Source organism: Aquabacterium sp. (genome assembly GCF_014378415.1).
Classification (GTDB): Bacteria; Pseudomonadota; Gammaproteobacteria; order Burkholderiales; family Burkholderiaceae_C; genus Aquabacterium.
The window spans coordinates 14322-31275 of sequence record NZ_JACMNS010000154.1 but is presented as its reverse complement, the minus strand read 5'-3'; the positions used below and the strand labels follow the sequence as shown (position 1 = coordinate 31275).

Below are 16954 nucleotides of genomic sequence, written 5' to 3'. Positions count from 1 at the left end.
GCCGACGTCAATCACCCAAGCCAAACGACAAACACACCGAGGAGCCAACCCCATGACTTCCTAAGAAACGACATTCATCCCCGTCAAACCGGCCAAGATGATTGTCGTTTAACCGGCCAAGATGATTGACGCTATCCAACCTGCAGCGCATCGACGATTGGCTGGAGCAAGCCTTGATTGAGGCACAAGGCCAAGCTGATACAGCGACCATCCTACGCTTGAAGAGGGACCGCTCACTGCTGCTGCTTGGATTCTGGCGCGGCTTTCGGGCGGACGAACTGGTGCACGTGCGGATCGAGCATGTGCAAGTCAAAGATGGCGAGGGCATGACCTGTTACCTGGATCGCAGCAAAGGCGATCGGCAATTGGAAGGACGGTCATTTTGTTGTCCGGCGTTGTCCCGCCTGTGCCCGGTGTCTGCCTACGTCGAGTGGATCGCCACGGCCGGGTTGACCCAAGGCCCCGTGTTCCGAAAAGTTGACCGATGGGGCAACCTGTCCAGCGAAGGGATGGGCCCCAACAGCCTGATTCCGCTGCTGCGCCGTTTGTTTGCACAAGCCGGCATCGCCGCCTCGAACGAGTACAGCAGCCATTCGCTGCGCCGCGGTTTTGCGGGGTGGGCACGTGCCAGTGGCTGGGACATCAAAGACTTGATGGAATACGTAGGCTGGCGGGACATCAAGTCCGCCATGCGCTATCTGGATTCATCCAACGAATCGCTGCAGGTTCGTTTTGAACGAGGGTTGCCGCCCATAGGCGAAACCCAGGACATGCCCTCGCAAGCTGCGGTCGACATCATCGCCTCACCCGAGCCCAGTCCGCTGGCGGCGCGCCTGCAAATCACGATGTCATTGGGGCGCATCAACAAGCAGGCTCGCGGCTTGGCCCGTGGGCAACGCTTTATCGAACAAACGTGCCTTGAACGCTTTGCCATGCAGCGACTTGACGCCCAGGGCACTAGGTATGAGTTGACTATTCCTTACACCTCGCGGGAATCGCTGGATGAGACTATCTATGCCTTGCTGGACGACATGTACCGCGTCGCCGACGCCAATCAGTGCCTGTTGGAGGTTTCCATTCATGAACCTGCCAGCGGTTCGTATTGGGATTGATGCGCGCTGGCAGCACCAACTCGACCCGTTCGGTGAGGCGCGCAGATGACCGCGTTGTACGAGACCGCATACCCGCAACTCAAGTCTGATCCGTCGCCGCAAGAACTCAGGCACATCTACACGCCCACCGATGATGAGCTGATGTTTGTTAGTCGCATCGCGAAGCGGCCTTTGGTGCGCACTGCAGCCCTGATGCACCTGAAATTGTTCCAACGCCTGGGCTACTTCATGCGCTTGATTGAGGTGCCGCAGCCTATTCGGGACCATGTTGCCAAGCACGCGGGCGTTGCCAAGGCGCCCACATTGGCCGAACTCAAGACTTTTGAGATATCTGGCTCCCGCATCAAGATCGTCAAATCCCTTCGGTCGTTCCTCAATGTTCGCCCCCTTGAGGCGACAGGGTCGGCATGGCTGGAGCAGGTCGCACAGGATGCTGCACAGACCAAGCACGCGGTGGCCGACATCATCAACGTGATGCTGGAAGAACTGGTTCACCATCGCTACGAGTTACCAGCATTTTCGACCCTGGATCGAGCAGCATTCAAGGCGCGCGAGAAGAGCAACAGCCGCAGTTTCGCTGCCATCACATCACAGGTCAGTGTGCAGGCGAAGGCCATGATTGATTCGCTGCTGCTCACAGCGCCCGGGGACGCGGTGTCTGGCTGGCAGATGCTCAAGCGTGAGCCCAAGCGCCCGACCAACAAGGAAACACGCGCCTACCTTCAACACTTGCGCCACCTTCAACTGTTGGTTGATCAGTTGCCCAAGCCAGACGTGCCGGTACCCAAGCTCAAGCAATTTCGTTTCCTGGCCCGCGCGCTCAATGCGGCAGAAATGAAAGAACTCAAACCACAAAAGCGCTATGCGCTGGCGGTGATCTTCATCCGAGCCCAACATGCCCAGTCCCTGGACGACGCGGCGGATTTGTTCATCCGCATGATGCAAAACCTGGAGAATCTTGCCCGGCAAAAACTGCTGTCTTTTCAAGACCAACGAGTCTTGAAGGTGGACATGCTGGTCAGCCAGCTCAGGGATATTTTGGGGGCCTATCGGATCGACGGCACCGACACGCAGAAAGTAGGTGCCATTGAAACATCGCTCGTGTCAGATGTGGATGCGCTGCTGAAGGATTGTGACGAACATCTGGCCTATGCCGGACGCAATCATTTTCCGTTTCTGCTTCAACCCTACAAAGCAGTACGGGCTCAATTGCTCAACTGCATTGAAATAGCTGCGCCCAAGGCCAGCAGTGAAGATGCTGCCGTTGAGAAAATGCTGCAAGCCCTGCAGATATTGCGGGCAAACCGCTTTGACACCGTACCACTGGAAAGCCTTGGGCTTAGTGCTGAAACTGACTTCAGATGGATGTCAGCGCAATGGCGCAAGCTGGTCCTGGTCAAGCCTGCTGCGGGTGGCAAGGCTGAAGTGCTCAACCGGCGCTACTATGAACTGGCAGTCCTGCATGAAATCAAGGATGGCCTGAAGTCCGGTGACCTGTTTGTCAAGTACGGTGAGCGATACGATGACTACCGCGAACAGCTGGTGGATGATCAAACGTTCGAACAGGAGCTAGCAGCATTCGGTGAAGTCACAGGCATCGAAACCAAACCATCTATCTTTGTCGCGGAGTTGCAAAAAGCATTGTTGGCGCAGGCGCAGGAAGTCGATGCGGGTTTTCCGACCAATGCTCATGCCGAGATTGTCGATGGCCGCCTGATTCTGAGAAAGCCGCCAAGTTCTGAAGAAATCGAGGGCGTTGCCAAGGTTGAGGCCTTGGTCAGCGAACGGCTGCAGGCCGTTGGAATCGTGGACGTGCTGATCGATACCGAACGTTGGCTTGACCTTCACAAGATGTTTCGACCTCTGGCCGGGACCGATAGTCGATTGGAGGATTTGCGCCTGAGGGTCATCACCACGCTGTTTTGCTACGGGTGCAATTTGGGGCCGGTTCAGACGGCCAAGTCCATCAAGGGGTTGAGCCGTCGCCAACTTTCTTGGTTGAATCTGAAATATGTCACTGAAGACCTGCTCGACAAGGCCAACGTGAAGGTCATCAATGCGTACAACAAGTTTGACCTACCAGGCTATTGGGGAACAGGCAAACACGTCTCGGCCGACGGCACCAAATGGAATCTGTACGAGGAGAACTTGGTATCTGAGCATCACATTCGATATGGCGGCTATGGTGGCATCGGGTACTACCATGTCTCGGACAAGTTCGTGGCACTGTTCAGCCGTTTCATTTCATGCGGTACCTACGAGGGAGTTCACATCCTTGACGGGCTGATGAGCAACGAGTCCGATATTCGGCCAGACACTGTCCACGGTGACACACAGGCTCAAAGCTACCCTGTGTTTGCACTGGCCTACCTTCTGGGCATCAAGCTGATGCCACGGATTCGAGGGATCAAGGATCTGAGCTTCTTTCGCCCGGCCACTGGCGTCACCTTCGAGAACATCGATGCCTTGTTCGGCGACCCGATTGACTGGAGAACAATTGAAGCCCACCTACCAGCCATGTTGCGCGTCGGCGTATCGATCAAGGTGGGCAAGATCACACCCTCGGCGATCCTTCGCCGCCTCGGGACGCACAGTCGCAGGAACAAGCTGTACTTTGCATTCCGGGAGCTTGGCAAGGCGATCAGGACCATTTTCTTGCTGAAGTACATCGGAGATGTTGAGCTGCGCAAAGTCATCAACGCAGAGACCAACAAGAGCGAGCAGTTCAACGCCTTTGCCCATTGGTCATTCTTCGGGGGCGGTGGCGTCATTGCCGAAAATATTCGGCATGAACAACGCAAGCTGGTCAAGTACAACCATCTGGTGAACAACATGATCATCCTGCACAACGTGGTGGGGATGACCCGTGTTCTGAAAGAGCTGCGGGATGAGGGTATTGAGATCACCCCAGAAGTGCTCTCAGGTATTGGACCGTACCGTGTTGGACACATCAACCGGTTTGGCAGCTACACCGTGGACTTCAGGCGCAAGGCCTGGCCGATGAATTTCAAAGAGACAATAATCCCAACTAAATCAAATAGTTAGGTCAATTCCTGCTGTTTTTTACATGAATCCCTGCCGACCCTCCTGAAGGGCTGGCGTTGGCCAGTTCAGCTCACGTGTTGGCAGGCGGAATGATGGACAGCCGTTCATCCCGCCGCCGCGTTTGAGCCTGCTGGGCACGCCAGGCCCACCAGCTCACCGCCCAGGCCAGTAGCATCCAGAACAAGCCCAGCCAATGCAGCTGGCCATAGCCTGAATGCGACAGGACCAAGCCCCCGCCTGAAGCGCCCAGCGCATGCCCCAGGTAAATGGCCGAGGTGTTGAGCGACATCAAAGCGGGCGTCAGGCGAGGGGACAAACCGCCCAGCCGTGCCTGCTGCCCGGAGTTGGCCGCAAAACCACTCAAGGCCCAAGGCACCAAGACCATGGCCAGGGTGGTCACGTCGTGCGCCAACGGCCAGATCAACAAACTCAGCGCCATCAGGCCCAAGGTTGCCGTGACGGCCCGCGCAGCACCCATCCGATCCACATACCGGTTCAACAGCAGATTGCCCGCCAAGGCCAGGGCACCAAACCAGGCAAATAAAAAGCTGATCTGCTCCGAACTGGCGCCAAATCCAATCTTGTAATAGGGCGCGGCATAGGCCAGCACCGTGAATTGTCCCGTGCTCTGCAAAGCCGTGACGGCCACCAGCCCCATCATCAGAGGCGATGAAAACACCTTGCGCCAAGACCGCATCGACAATGCGGGCGGGCGAATGCCCGTGGGCACGGCCCGGTGAACGGCCCAGGCCGAGATGAGCGAACCCACGGCGATCGCGCCCATGGCCACCCGCCAGCCCATGCGCTCGCCCACCCAGGCGGCCAGCGGCAAGCCGGCCACCGAAGCGATAGACCAGCCCATGAACACAAAGGTGATGGCGCGGCCTCGGTGGGCAGGCGTGCTCATGTAGCCCACCACGGCGGCAGCTTGCGGTGTGAAAACCGCCGCCGACAAGACGGTGAGGGCGCGCAAGGGCCACAGCCACGCATAGTTGGGCGCCAAAGCGCACAAGGCATGCCCCAGGCCAAACCAAAGCATCGCTGCGGTCAGTAGGCGACGTCGATCCCCACTGCCCACCAGGCCTGCCAGGATGGGCGCGCCCAGCCCCATCATCAAGGCGGCAATGGCGATCATGTGCCCGCCTTGCTGCACGCTGATGTCCAGCGAGTTCGTGATGTCGTTGAGCGTGCCGCCCACCACCATCACGCCGCAGCCGATGACAAAATTGCCCAGCAACAAGGCCCAGCGGGCAGCGGCCATGTCTTGGCGGGGCAGTGCGCGCTCAGCTTCCAAACAGGGGTCTCAATCAGTACCTCGGGTGCAGGACTTCCGGGTTGACGACGTGGGTCGGCTCGCCCTTGATGAAGTTCAGCAGGTTGTCAAATGCCGAGTTGAAATACTGCTCGTAGTTATCCTGCTCCACGTAACCGATGTGCGGCGTGCACACCGCGTTTTCCAGGCGCAGCAAGGGGTGGCCTTGCATGATGGGTTCGCTCTCGAACACATCGACGGCACCCATGCCGGGTCGGCCCCGGTTGAGCGAGGTGACCAAGGCGTTCTCATGGATCAGCTCGGCGCGCGAAGTGTTGACCAGCAAAGCCGTTGGCTTCATGCGGCTCAGGTCTTCCAGCTTGACGATGCCCCGCGTGTCGTCGTTCAAGCGCAAATGCAGGCTGAGCACATCGCAAGCTTCGAAAAAAGCTTCGCGGCTGGGCGCGGGAATGTAGCCATCGGCTTTGGCGCGGGCGCGGGACTCTTCGCTGCCCCACACGGTGACGTGCATGCCAAAGGCCTTGCCAAAGCCTGCCACCAACTGGCCAATGCGCCCATAGCCCCAAATGCCCAAGGTTTTGCCCTTGAGCACCATGCCCACGCCAAAATTGGTGGGCATGGAGGACGCCTTCAAGCCGGACTGTTGCCAGGCCCCGTGCTTGAGGTTGCCGATGTATTGGGGCAGGCGCCGCATGGCAGCCATCACCAGTGCCCAGGTCAATTCGGCCGGGGCCACGGGAGAGCCAACGCCTTCGGCCACCGCGATCCCCAGCCTGGTACAGGCCTCGACGTCGACATGAGGGCCCACAGGCCCGGTCTGGCAAATCAAGCGCAGCTTGGGGAGTTTTTCAAGCAGGGCTTTGGGGAAGTGGGTGCGTTCGCGGATCAGCACCAGGGCTTCGGCATCGCGCAAACGCACGGCCAGTTGCCCATTCCCTTTGACGGTGTTGGTGAAGACCTTGGCGGAAAGCCCATCCAGTTTGGACGAGCATTTGAGCTTGCGGACGGCGTCTTGGTAGTCGTCCAGGATGATGATGTTCATGGGGCTGTTGGGTTTCAGCCCTCCATTGTGCTATGGCGCTGGCGTCTTCAATGGCCTTTGTGACAACTGATCACCAAGTTGTCGTGCGCCCAGCCCTGATCTCGGTGGCGGGGCGTGACATGCGCACCGGGAAATGGTTGTTGAGCGCTGCGATGCGCACCGTGGCTTCGGTCTGACCTCGGTTCGTCGAGATGGCCCTGAACACCTCTGCACGCAGGTGCCAAAGTTCGCGCAGCGAGCGGGCATCTTCAATGGCGTCGCGAACATGGTTGGCCCGCACCGACTGAAGATCCCACATCGCGGCGATGAATTCTGACTTGACCTTGGTCAATCCAGTCAGCACGGGCAAGGCCTCAGGGTATTCATCCAGATCCCAAAGCCAGGACCAGAAGCCCTTGACCCAACGCTGCCACTGTGGCCCCGAACGGCTGAACAAGGATGGCGGACACACCTGGGCCCGTCGCAACGACGATGGCGTCGGAAAATTGGAGTCGTCGACGGGCGCCGCTGCCGACATGGCTTGCAATTTCACCAGCGTGGGTTGGACCTTCACGCCGTAAGTGCGTGTACTTGCTTTGTCGTCAACGAAGAAAGATGAAGCCATGATTCCCTCTGCTGCAAGCCAAACCGATTGGTCCTACAGGGGTATCGGTCGGGCTGCGGCGAAGTTAAGGGAAAAGGCTGGGCGTGATTGTGCGAAATGAAGCCGGTTTTGGCACGGTTGTGTCAGGCAAAAGCCGACAAACCCAAAGAGGCAGCTGCGTGGCTTGAGTCAGTGGCGGCCCGTTTGGCGCCCTGGAAGACAGCTCGGGCGCACTGTTCGCAACTGCCGCAGCAGGTGGACACGCCCAATTCAAATTGAAGGTCATCGAACGATGAGCACCCTTGCTGCGCGTGGCGCACGATGTCGCGATCAGAGATGCGGTTGCAAACACAAACAATCATGGCGTCAAGAACCTGAGTTGATGACGCTATTCTAAATAAGAACAATTCGCAGTCAATCCCTTGAATGTGTAATCCCCATGGTTTCCGGGGGTTTTTCACGGACCGCCTGACCAACGCGGCCCTCAGCACTCAACTGATTTGCGACTGCAGGTAGTTCTGCAAGCCCACTTTGCCGATCAGGTCGATCTGGGTCTCCAGGAAGTCGATGTGCTCTTCCGTGTCGTTCAGGATGTCCTGCAGCAGGTCGCGTGACACGTAGTCGAGCACGGTTTCGCAGTAGGCGATGCCGTCCTTGATGGTTTGCTGGGCACCGCTTTCAAGTTGCAGGTCGCAATTCAGCAGTTCGGGCACGTCTTCGCCGATCAGCAGCTTGCCCAGGTCCTGCAGATTGGGCAGGCCATCGAGCGTGAAGATGCGCTCCATCAGTTTGTCGGCGTGCTTCATTTCGCCGATCGATTCTTCGTATTCTTTTTTCGCCAGTTTGTCAAAACCCCAGTGCTTGAGCATGCGGTAGTGCAGAAAATACTGGTTGGTGGCCGTCAGTTCATTTTTGAGTTGAGCGTTCAGGTGTCCAATGACTTTCATGTCGCCTTTCATGGGGCCTCCATACGATGTGAAATGCTTTGTGACAGCACGATGGGTTATACTCTACAGGTTTACCCGAAACCACCCCCCGCCTAGCGAAACTTGCATCGTTTCACCCTCACCGGAATCGGCTCTTCAAAAGCAGAGCTGGGCGCGCACAACAACGGAGAATAACCCCGTGCTGCCCGTACTGCCCCAAGCTCTTCTGGCCCTCGCAGACGGCACGGTCTTTTCTGGCACTTCGATCGGCTTTGCCGGTCACACAGTCGGCGAAGTGGTGTTCAACACATCACTCACCGGCTACCAAGAAATCCTCACCGACCCCAGCTATTGCCAGCAGATCGTCACCCTGACGTATCCGCACATTGGCAACTATGGCGTCAACCCTGAGGATGTCGAAGCGTCGAAAGTCCATGCCTCTGGTCTGATCATCAAAGACCTGCCCATCCGGGTTTCCAATTTCCGCCAGACACAGACTCTGTCCGAGTACCTGCGGGCCCAAAGTATCGTGGCCATCGCCGGGATCGACACTCGCCAATTGACGCGCATTTTGCGGTCCAAGGGTGCGCAAAACGGTTGCATCGTGGGCCTGCCTTTGGGCCAGTCCATCACCGACGCAGTCAAGGCTGATGCCATCGCCAAAGCCAAGGCTGCGCCCAACATGGCGGGCCAGGACCTGGCCAAGGTGGTTTCCGCCACCGAGACCTCAGTCTGGACCGAAACCGAATGGGCCCTGGGCGAAGGCTTCGGCCAGCAAACGTCGCCCAAGTTTCACGTGGTCGCCTACGACTTCGGCGTCAAGCGCAACATCCTGCGCATGCTGGCCCAGCGCGGCTGCAAAGTCACCGTGGTGCCCGCCAAGACGCCCGCGGCCGAAGCGCTCAAGCACAAGCCCGACGGCATCTTCCTGTCCAACGGCCCGGGCGATCCCGAGCCTTGCGACTACGCCATCGCCGCAGCGCGTGAATTGATCGAAACCGGCATCCCTACCTTCGGGATCTGCCTGGGCCATCAGATCATGGCGCTCGCGTCTGGTGCCAAGACCTTCAAAATGAAGTTCGGCCACCACGGCGCCAACCACCCGGTCAAGGACCTGGACACAGGCCGCGTCAGCATCACCAGTCAGAACCACGGTTTCGCGGTTGATGAGAAAACGCTGCCTGCCAATCTGCGCCCCACGCACATCTCGCTGTTCGACGGCACGCTGCAAGGTCTGGCCCGCACCGACAAACCCGCTTTCTGCTTCCAGGGTCACCCGGAAGCCTCGCCCGGACCGCATGACATCAGCTACCTGTTCGAACGCTTTGTGGCATTGATGGAGAAGAACAATGCCTAAGCGCACAGACATCAAGACCATCCTCATCATCGGCGCTGGCCCGATCATCATTGGCCAGGCCTGCGAGTTCGATTACTCCGGCGCCCAGGCTTGCAAGGCCCTGCGCGAAGAGGGCTACAAAGTCGTCTTGGTCAACAGCAACCCTGCGACCATCATGACCGACCCGAACACGGCCGACGTCACCTACATCGAGCCCATCACTTGGCAGGTGGTCGAGCGCATCATCGCCAAGGAACGCCCCGACGCGATCTTGCCGACCATGGGCGGCCAGACTGCGCTGAACTGCGCACTTGAATTGCACAAGCATGGCGTGCTCGACAAGTACAAGGTCGAGATGATCGGGGCCAACGAAAAGGCCATCGAGAAAGCCGAAGACCGCCTGAAGTTCAAGGACGCGATGACTAGCATCGGCCTGAACTCGGCCAAATCGGGCATTGCGCACACGCTGGAAGAAGCCTGGACGGTGCAAAAGCACATTGCCACGCTGACCGGCGGCCCCGGCTTCCCCACGGTGATCCGCCCCAGCTTCACGCTGGGTGGCACCGGTGGCGGCATTGCCTACAACCCCGAAGAATTCGAAGAGATCTGCAAGCGTGGTCTGGACCTGTCGCCGACCAAGGAATTGCTGATCGAAGAATCGCTCATCGGTTGGAAAGAGTTCGAGATGGAAGTGGTTCGCGACAAGGCGGACAACTGCATCATCGTCTGCTCGATCGAGAACCTGGACCCGATGGGCGTGCACACCGGTGACTCGATCACCGTGGCCCCGGCCCAGACCTTGACCGACCGCGAATACCAGTTGCTGCGCAACGCCTCAATCGCCATCCTGCGCGAAATCGGCGTCGAGACCGGCGGCTCCAACGTGCAGTTCTCGATCAATCCCGAGAACGGTCGCATGGTCGTGATCGAGATGAACCCACGCGTGTCGCGCTCGTCGGCGCTGGCCTCCAAGGCCACGGGCTTTCCGATCGCCAAGATCGCGGCCAAACTGGCCGTTGGCTACACGCTGGATGAGTTGAAGAACGACATCACCGGCGGCGCCACGCCCGCGTCTTTCGAGCCTTCGATCGACTACGTGGTCACCAAGATCCCGCGTTTCGCCTTCGAGAAGTTCCCCGCCGCCGATTCGCGTTTGACGACGCAGATGAAGTCGGTGGGCGAAGTGATGGCCATGGGCCGCACCTTCCAGGAGTCGTTCCAGAAAGCCCTGCGCGGGCTGGAAACCGGCATCGACGGCCTGACCGAGATCAGCACCGATCGCGAAGAGATCATCCAGGAAATCGGTGAGCCCGGCCCCGAGCGCATCCGCTTCCTGGGCGACGCTTTCCGCCTGGGCATGAGCCTGGACGAGGTCTTTGAAGAAACCAAAATTGACCCCTGGTTCCTCGCCCAGATCGAAGACATCGTCAAGACCGAAGCGCAGGTCAAGGCCCGCAAGCTGGAAAGCCTGACCAAGGATGAGGTGCGGTACCTGAAGCAAAAAGGCTTCTCGGACCGCCGCCTGGCCAAGCTGATGGGCACCAACCAGCACGACATGCGCCGCGCCCGCGTGGCACTGGGCGTGCGCCCTGTCTACAAACGCGTGGACACCTGCGCCGCCGAGTTCTCCACACAAACCGCCTACTTGTACTCGACCTACGAGGTCGAGGGCGCCGAGTGCGAAGCCGAGCCCACCGCCAAGAAGAAAATCATGGTGCTGGGTGGCGGCCCCAACCGAATTGGCCAGGGCATCGAGTTTGACTACTGCTGCGTCCACGCCGCCCTCGCCATGCGCGAAGACGGCTACGAGACCATCATGGTCAACTGCAACCCCGAAACCGTCTCGACCGACTACGACACCTCCGACCGCCTGTACTTCGAGCCCGTGACGCTGGAAGACGTGCTCGAGATCGTCGACAAGGAAAAACCCGTCGGCGTGATCGTGCAGTACGGTGGCCAGACGCCTTTGAAGCTCGCACTCGATTTAGAGGCCAACGGCGTGCCCATCATCGGCACCTCGCCTGACAGCATCGACATCGCCGAAGACCGCGAGCGCTTCCAAGCCCTGCTGCACACGCTGGACCTGAAGCAGCCGCCCAACCGCACGGCCCGCACCGAAGAAGCGGCCTTGGTGCTGGCGCAAGAGATCGGCTACCCACTGGTCGTGCGCCCCAGCTACGTGCTGGGCGGACGCGCCATGGAAATCGTTCATGGCGACAAGGACCTGGAGCGCTACATGCGCGAAGCCGTCCGCGTCTCCGACAAGTCGCCCGTGCTGCTCGATCGCTTCCTGGACGACGCCATCGAGGTCGATGTGGACTGCATCAGCGATGGCACCGACGTCATGATCGGCGGCATCATGGAGCACATCGAGCAAGCGGGCGTCCACTCGGGCGACTCGGCCTGCTCGCTGCCGCCGTACACGCTGAGCCAGCCTTTGCAAGAAGAGCTGCGCCGCCAGACCGCGCTGATGGCCAAGGCCCTCAAGGTCGTCGGCCTGATGAACGTGCAGTTCGCCATTCAAGGCGACGTGACCGGCAGCCTGGACAAGGCCACCGTCTACGTGCTGGAAGTGAACCCCCGTGCTTCGCGCACTGTGCCTTTTGTGTCCAAGGCCACTGGTCAGGCCCTGGCCAAAATTGCAGCCCGCTGCATGGCGGGCCAGAGGTTAAAGGACCAGACCAGCGACGACGGCAAGCCCCCGCGCGAAGTCATTCCTCCTTACTTCAGCGTCAAGGAAGCCGTGTTCCCGTTCAACAAGTTCCCGGGCGTCGACCCGGTGCTTGGCCCGGAAATGCGCTCCACCGGCGAGGTCATGGGCGTGGGTGTCACCTTCGGCGAAGCCATGCTCAAGAGCCAGTTGGGCGCCGGCTCGCGCCTGCCCACCAAGGGCACCGTGTGCATCTCGGTCAAGAACAATGACAAGGCCCGTGCCGTGGTCATTGCCCGCGACCTGATCGCCCTGGGTTTCACGCTGGTGGCCACCAAGGGCACGGCTGCGGCCATCGCCGAAGCGGGCATCCCCGTCAAGGCCGTGAACAAGGTCAAGGATGGCCGTCCCAACATCAGTGACATGATCAAGGGTGGCGAGATCCAACTGGTGTTCACCACTGTGGACGAAACTCGCACGGCGATCGCCGACTCCCGCAGCATCCGCACGGCCGCCCTGGCCAACCGGATCACGTATTACACGACCATGGCCGGTTGCGAGGCCGCTGTTGAAGCGCTCAAGCACCAAGACGATCTGGTGGTGTATTCACTGCAGGAACTTCACGCCAAACTGCACTAAACTGGCATTGCTCGGGGCGCAGGCACAGCGCCCCGGCTCCAGATCACCATGAGGGCCGCGCCCGGGACCCATCGTCAGATGGCTCACGGGCGCGGCTCCATTCATTTTCGAGAGACACATCATGTCCACCATCCCCATCACCAAAATCGGCGCACAAAAGCTCAAGCAGGAGCTGCAAAAACTCAAGCATGTCGAGCGTCCCGCCGTGGTCCTGGCCATTGCTGAGGCCCGTGCTCAGGGCGACCTGTCGGAAAACGCCGAGTACGAGGCCGCCAAGGACAAGCAAGGCTTCATCGAAGGTCGCATCCAGGAAATCGAAGGCAAGTTGTCGGCGGCCCAGATCATTGATCCCGCCGGCTTGGACGCAGGCGGTCGCGTGGTGTTTGGCTCCACAGTAGACCTGGAAGAAGAAGAGTCTGGCGCGGCTGTGACCTACCAGATCGTGGGTGACGATGAAGCCGATTTGAAACTGGGCCTGGTGTCGATCAGCTCGCCGATCGCGCGCGCCATGATTGGCAAGGAAGCCGGTGATGTGGCCGCCGTGCAGGCACCCAGTGGCGTACGCCACTACGAAATCATTGAAGTTCGCTACCAATAAGCCAATTAAATGACTTTTGCATCACGTTTGCAGCAACTTCTGTCTGCCATCTGGGCAGGTGTTTTGCTGGCCGTTGGCGGCGTGGCCGCCCCCAGCCTGTTTGCGGTGCTTGACCGAAGCCTGGCGGGTTTGGCCGCCGGGCGTATTTTCGCGATCGAGGCCTTTGTCAGCCTGGTGCTGGCGATGGTTTTGTTTTTCATCGAGCGCCAGCGCACCCGCCAAGCGGCACTGCAGGCGGGCCAATCGCTCATGTCCACAGAGCTGATGTTGGTGATGGGCGCCTTGTTCGCCACTGTGCTGGGCCATTTCGCCATCAGCCCGATGATCGTGGCGGCCAAGGCGGGGCAGGGCAGTTTGTCTTTCGGCACCCTGCACGCCATGTCGTCCAGCTTGTTCCTGTTCAAAGGGGTGCTGGTGTTGGCCCTGGCGTGGCGGCTCACTGGTCGCCGTTGAACTGCCTGGATCAGGGCTTCTTGGTGCTAGGAACGCGTTTCTTGGCGCGCTTGATCAAACCGCCGGCGGTCACTCGCTGGTTGCCCATCACGGTGACTTTCTTGACTTCCGGGCGGCGGGTTCCACTCTTGGAGAACTTCAGAATCTTGACGATTCGCGATCCATTGGCGCCGTTGGAAGCCTCTTCAGCCTCTTTTTCCGGAATGGCGCGCCACAAAATCAGCAATTTACCGATGTGTTGGATCGGTGCAGCGCTCAATTGATCGCACAAAGCGGCGAACATCTCGTTGCGCGCAGTGCGGTCGTCTCCCAACACGCGAATCTTGATCAGCCCGTGGGCTTTCAAGGCGTGGTCGGTCTCTTTGACGACGTTGGTTGTCAGGCCTTCGTTCCCGATCATGACGACGGGATCAAGGTGGTGTGCGTCGGCCCTCAGGGCACGGCGCTCGGCAGTTGTCAATTCAATAGCAGGCATCCCTCTATTATCGAGCCATGAAAGTCAAAACGAAAAGCAAAAAGGTCAATAAGGCGTGGTTGAACGACCATCTGACCGATCCTTACGTCCGAATGGCCAAAAAAGATGGCTTTCGAGCCCGGGCCGCCTACAAACTCAAAGAGATCGACGAAAGTCTGAATCTGATCAAGCCGGGCCAGCTGGTGATCGACCTGGGTACCGTTCCCGGTGCCTGGAGCCAGTACGTTCGTCGCAAATTCGCGCCGAAAGACGCTGGCGTGGGTGGCGCGGCCGTGGGCGAACTCAACGGGTCCATCATCGCCTTGGACCTCCTGGAGTTCGACCCCATCGAGGGCGTGCAGTTCATCCTGGGCGATTTCCGCGAAGATGCTGTTTTGGCGCAACTCGACACGATGATTGGCGGCCGGCCGGTTGACGTGGTCTTGTCAGACATGGCCCCCAACCTCAGCGGCATCGAGTCGTCGGACGCCGCCAAGATTGAACACTTGGTCGAGTTGGCCGTGGAATTTTCCATGACCCACCTCAAGGGCGAAGGGGCACTGGTCTGCAAGGTCTTTCATGGCAGTGGCTACAGCCAATTGGTGGAATTGTTTAAAAAGTCATTTCGCGTGGTCAAGCCGATTAAGCCGAAAGCATCGCGCGATAAATCGTCCGAGACATTTTTGGTGGGCATAGGGCCTAAAAATCGATGAAATGTGGGCGTCAAGTGGGTGATGAAGCGTAAATCCTGGGATTGTCGAGGGATTGGTCCATGCAAGCGGGGGCTTGACTCGCATAGAATCGCCCCCACGTACAGCGTTGACCGCGTATTCAGTGGCTTGGATGCGGGGTTTTTTGAATCTGTTTCGGTTATCGGATTGCATCCTGCGCCGGCCGACACAGAGGGTGAATGGAATAAGGTGCCGCGGTGAACAATCAATGGTTCTCGAAAATTGCTGTTTGGCTGGTGGTGGCGTTGGTGCTGTTCACCGTGTTCAAGCAGTTCGATCGCGCCACGACGGCCGGTAACCAAATTGGCTACTCAGACTTCCTCGAAGAAGTCCGCGCCAAGCGCATCAAGAGCGTCACCCTGCAAGACAGTGGCGGTGGCGGCACGGAGATCATTGCGGTCACCAGTGACGACAAGCGTTTGCGCAGCACGGCCACCATCCTGGACCGTGGCCTGGTAGGCGACCTGATCAACAGCGGCGTCAAGTTTGACGTCAAGCCCCGCGAAGAGCCCTCGCTCCTCATGAGCCTGCTGGTGTCCTGGGGCCCGATGTTGTTGCTGATCGGGGTGTGGGTGTACTTCATGCGCCAGATGCAGGGCGGTGGCAAGGGTGGGGCTTTCAGTTTCGGCAAAAGCCGTGCCCGCATGCTGGACGACACCAACAATAACGTTACTTTTGCGGACGTGGCTGGTTGCGACGAAGCCAAGGAAGAAGTCAAAGAGTTGGTTGACTTCTTGCGCGACCCTCAAAAATTCCAGAAACTGGGCGGACGCATTCCTCGTGGCGTGTTGCTGGTCGGCCCTCCTGGCACTGGTAAAACCTTGTTGGCCAAATCAATCGCTGGCGAAGCGAAGGTGCCTTTCTTCACCATCTCAGGTTCCGACTTTGTTGAAATGTTCGTTGGTGTGGGCGCTGCCCGTGTCCGCGACATGTTCGAACAAGCCAAGAAAAACGCACCTTGCATCATTTTCATCGATGAAATCGACGCGGTTGGCCGCCATCGTGGCGCTGGCCTGGGTGGTGGCAATGACGAGCGCGAGCAAACCCTCAACCAGATGCTGGTTGAGATGGACGGCTTCGAGACCAACTTGGGCGTGATCGTGATCGCCGCGACCAATCGCCCAGACATTCTGGACCCTGCTTTGCTTCGTCCTGGCCGTTTCGATCGCCAGGTTTACGTGACGCTGCCCGATGTGCGTGGCCGAGAACAGATTTTGAACGTCCACGTGCGCAAGGTCCCCGTGGGCCAAGACGTGCGCACGGACATTCTGGCTCGTGGCACACCTGGTTTCTCGGGCGCCGATTTGGCCAACCTGGTCAACGAAGCCGCCTTGTTCGCCGCGCGCCGCAATGGCCGTGTGGTCGAGATGCAGGACTTCGAAAAGGCCAAGGACAAGATCATGATGGGCCCGGAGCGCAAGTCGCTGATCATGCCCGAGGAAGAGCGCCGCAACACGGCCTACCACGAGGCTGGTCACACCCTGGTCGCCCGCATGCTGCCCAAGACCGACCCGGTCCACAAGGTCACGATCATCCCGCGTGGCCGCGCCCTGGGTCTGACCATGCAGTTGCCTGAAGGCGACCGCTACAGCATGGACAAGGAGCGCATGCTCGACACCATCTCGGTGTTGTTCGGTGGCCGAATCGCTGAAGAAGTGTTCATGAATCAGATGACCACGGGTGCCAGCAATGACTTCGAGCGTGCCACCAGCATCGCCCGCGACATGGTGATGCGCTACGGCATGACCGATGAACTGGGCCCGATGGTCTACGCCGACAACGAAGGTGAAGTCTTCCTGGGCCGTTCGGTCACCAAGACCACCAACATGTCCGAGCAGACCATGCAGACGGTTGACCACGTGATCCGCCGCATCATCGATGAGCAATACAGCGTCGCCCGCAAGCTCATTGAGGACAACAAGGACAAGATGCATTCGATGGCCAAGGCTTTGCTTGAATGGGAAACCATTGATGCCGAGCAGATCGAGGACATCATGGGTGGTCGCGAACCTCGTCCTCCGAAGGATTGGGTTCCCCGCGTCACGCCACCTGGTGGTGGCACCAAGCCGCCAGTGAGCACTGATGGCGCACCTGCGGCAGCCTGACCAGATC

14 protein-coding genes are annotated in these 16954 nt (G+C 59.2%); 8 read left to right on the top strand and 6 right to left on the bottom strand.

Going from position 1 to position 16954, the window contains the following annotated elements; translation table 11 throughout:
- Positions 1–125 precede the first annotated feature (125 nt).
- Together H7225_RS13960 and H7225_RS13955 are read left to right on the top strand one after the other, a co-directional pair.
- Positions 126–1112 (top strand): site-specific integrase, encoded by a 987-nt coding sequence (locus H7225_RS13960; RefSeq protein ID WP_290662825.1) that lies wholly within the window; start codon positions 126–128, stop codon positions 1110–1112.
- A gap of 45 nt (positions 1113–1157) precedes the next feature.
- Positions 1158–4157: a Tn3 family transposase gene (locus tag H7225_RS13955; RefSeq protein ID WP_290662823.1), complete on the top strand. Its 3000-nt coding sequence runs from the start codon at positions 1158–1160 to the stop codon at positions 4155–4157.
- Positions 4158–4227: 70 nt separating this feature from the next.
- Here the strand turns inward: H7225_RS13955 and H7225_RS13950 are convergent, their stop codons facing one another.
- The 5 genes from H7225_RS13950 to bfr all read right to left on the bottom strand — a co-directional run bounded on the left by H7225_RS13950 (position 4228) and on the right by bfr (position 8014).
- Positions 4228–5451, bottom strand: a complete 1224-nt coding sequence (locus H7225_RS13950; protein ID WP_290662821.1) for an MFS transporter — start codon at positions 5449–5451, stop codon at positions 4228–4230.
- Positions 5452–5464: 13 nt separating this feature from the next.
- A complete protein-coding gene (locus H7225_RS13945; RefSeq protein WP_290662819.1) occupies positions 5465–6472 on the bottom strand; it encodes a D-2-hydroxyacid dehydrogenase family protein in 1008 nt (335 codons plus the stop codon).
- Positions 6473–6542: 70 nt separating this feature from the next.
- Positions 6543–7076 (bottom strand): hypothetical protein, encoded by a 534-nt coding sequence (locus tag H7225_RS13940; protein ID WP_290662817.1) that lies wholly within the window; start codon positions 7074–7076, stop codon positions 6543–6545.
- A gap of 122 nt (positions 7077–7198) precedes the next feature.
- Positions 7199–7417 (bottom strand): (2Fe-2S)-binding protein, encoded by a 219-nt coding sequence (locus H7225_RS13935; protein ID WP_290662815.1) that lies wholly within the window; start codon positions 7415–7417, stop codon positions 7199–7201.
- Between the two features lie 129 nt (positions 7418–7546).
- Positions 7547–8014 (bottom strand): bacterioferritin, encoded by a 468-nt coding sequence (gene bfr, locus H7225_RS13930; protein WP_290662813.1) that lies wholly within the window; start codon positions 8012–8014, stop codon positions 7547–7549.
- A 166-nt stretch (positions 8015–8180) separates the two neighbouring features.
- Here bfr and carA point away from each other — a divergent pair, with 166 nt between their 5' ends.
- From carA to H7225_RS13910, 4 genes are all read left to right on the top strand, one after another.
- Complete coding sequence (gene carA / locus H7225_RS13925) at positions 8181–9338, top strand: glutamine-hydrolyzing carbamoyl-phosphate synthase small subunit (protein ID WP_290662811.1); 1158 nt, start codon at positions 8181–8183, stop codon at positions 9336–9338.
- Positions 9331–12606, top strand: coding sequence for a carbamoyl-phosphate synthase large subunit (gene carB / locus H7225_RS13920; protein ID WP_290662809.1), 3276 nt, complete (start codon positions 9331–9333; stop codon positions 12604–12606). Before carA ends, carB begins: the two co-directional genes overlap by 8 nt.
- Before the next feature lie 121 nt (positions 12607–12727).
- Positions 12728–13204: a transcription elongation factor GreA gene (gene greA, locus H7225_RS13915; protein ID WP_290662807.1), complete on the top strand. Its 477-nt coding sequence runs from the start codon at positions 12728–12730 to the stop codon at positions 13202–13204.
- Between the two features lie 9 nt (positions 13205–13213).
- Positions 13214–13657: a DUF4149 domain-containing protein gene (locus H7225_RS13910; RefSeq protein WP_290662805.1), complete on the top strand. Its 444-nt coding sequence runs from the start codon at positions 13214–13216 to the stop codon at positions 13655–13657.
- Between the two features lie 10 nt (positions 13658–13667).
- Here the strand turns inward: H7225_RS13910 and H7225_RS13905 are convergent, their stop codons facing one another.
- Positions 13668–14132: a YhbY family RNA-binding protein gene (locus H7225_RS13905; RefSeq protein WP_290662803.1), complete on the bottom strand. Its 465-nt coding sequence runs from the start codon at positions 14130–14132 to the stop codon at positions 13668–13670.
- A 17-nt stretch (positions 14133–14149) separates the two neighbouring features.
- Between H7225_RS13905 and H7225_RS13900 the strand changes: the two genes are divergently transcribed.
- Both H7225_RS13900 and ftsH read left to right on the top strand, forming a co-directional pair.
- The gene (locus H7225_RS13900; RefSeq protein WP_290662801.1) at positions 14150–14824 is read left to right on the top strand and encodes an RlmE family RNA methyltransferase; all 675 of its coding nucleotides are present in this window, start codon (positions 14150–14152) and stop codon (positions 14822–14824) included.
- A gap of 215 nt (positions 14825–15039) precedes the next feature.
- Positions 15040–16947: an ATP-dependent zinc metalloprotease FtsH gene (ftsH, locus tag H7225_RS13895; RefSeq protein ID WP_290662799.1), complete on the top strand. Its 1908-nt coding sequence runs from the start codon at positions 15040–15042 to the stop codon at positions 16945–16947.
- The last annotated feature ends 7 nt before the right edge of the window (positions 16948–16954 follow it).

Coding starts and splice junctions, on each gene's coding strand:
- H7225_RS13955 (WP_290662823.1), top strand. CDS start 1,158: ATGACCGCGTTGTACGAGACCGCATACCCGCAACTCAAGTCTGATCCG.
- H7225_RS13945 (WP_290662819.1), bottom strand. CDS start 6,472: ATGAACATCATCATCCTGGACGACTACCAAGACGCCGTCCGCAAGCTC.
- H7225_RS13940 (WP_290662817.1), bottom strand. CDS start 7,076: ATGGCTTCATCTTTCTTCGTTGACGACAAAGCAAGTACACGCACTTAC.
- H7225_RS13935 (WP_290662815.1), bottom strand. CDS start 7,417: ATGATTGTTTGTGTTTGCAACCGCATCTCTGATCGCGACATCGTGCGC.
- bfr (WP_290662813.1), bottom strand. CDS start 8,014: ATGAAAGGCGACATGAAAGTCATTGGACACCTGAACGCTCAACTCAAA.
- carB (WP_290662809.1), top strand. CDS start 9,331: ATGCCTAAGCGCACAGACATCAAGACCATCCTCATCATCGGCGCTGGC.
- greA (WP_290662807.1), top strand. CDS start 12,728: ATGTCCACCATCCCCATCACCAAAATCGGCGCACAAAAGCTCAAGCAG.
- H7225_RS13910 (WP_290662805.1), top strand. CDS start 13,214: ATGACTTTTGCATCACGTTTGCAGCAACTTCTGTCTGCCATCTGGGCA.
- H7225_RS13905 (WP_290662803.1), bottom strand. CDS start 14,132: ATGCCTGCTATTGAATTGACAACTGCCGAGCGCCGTGCCCTGAGGGCC.
- H7225_RS13900 (WP_290662801.1), top strand. CDS start 14,150: ATGAAAGTCAAAACGAAAAGCAAAAAGGTCAATAAGGCGTGGTTGAAC.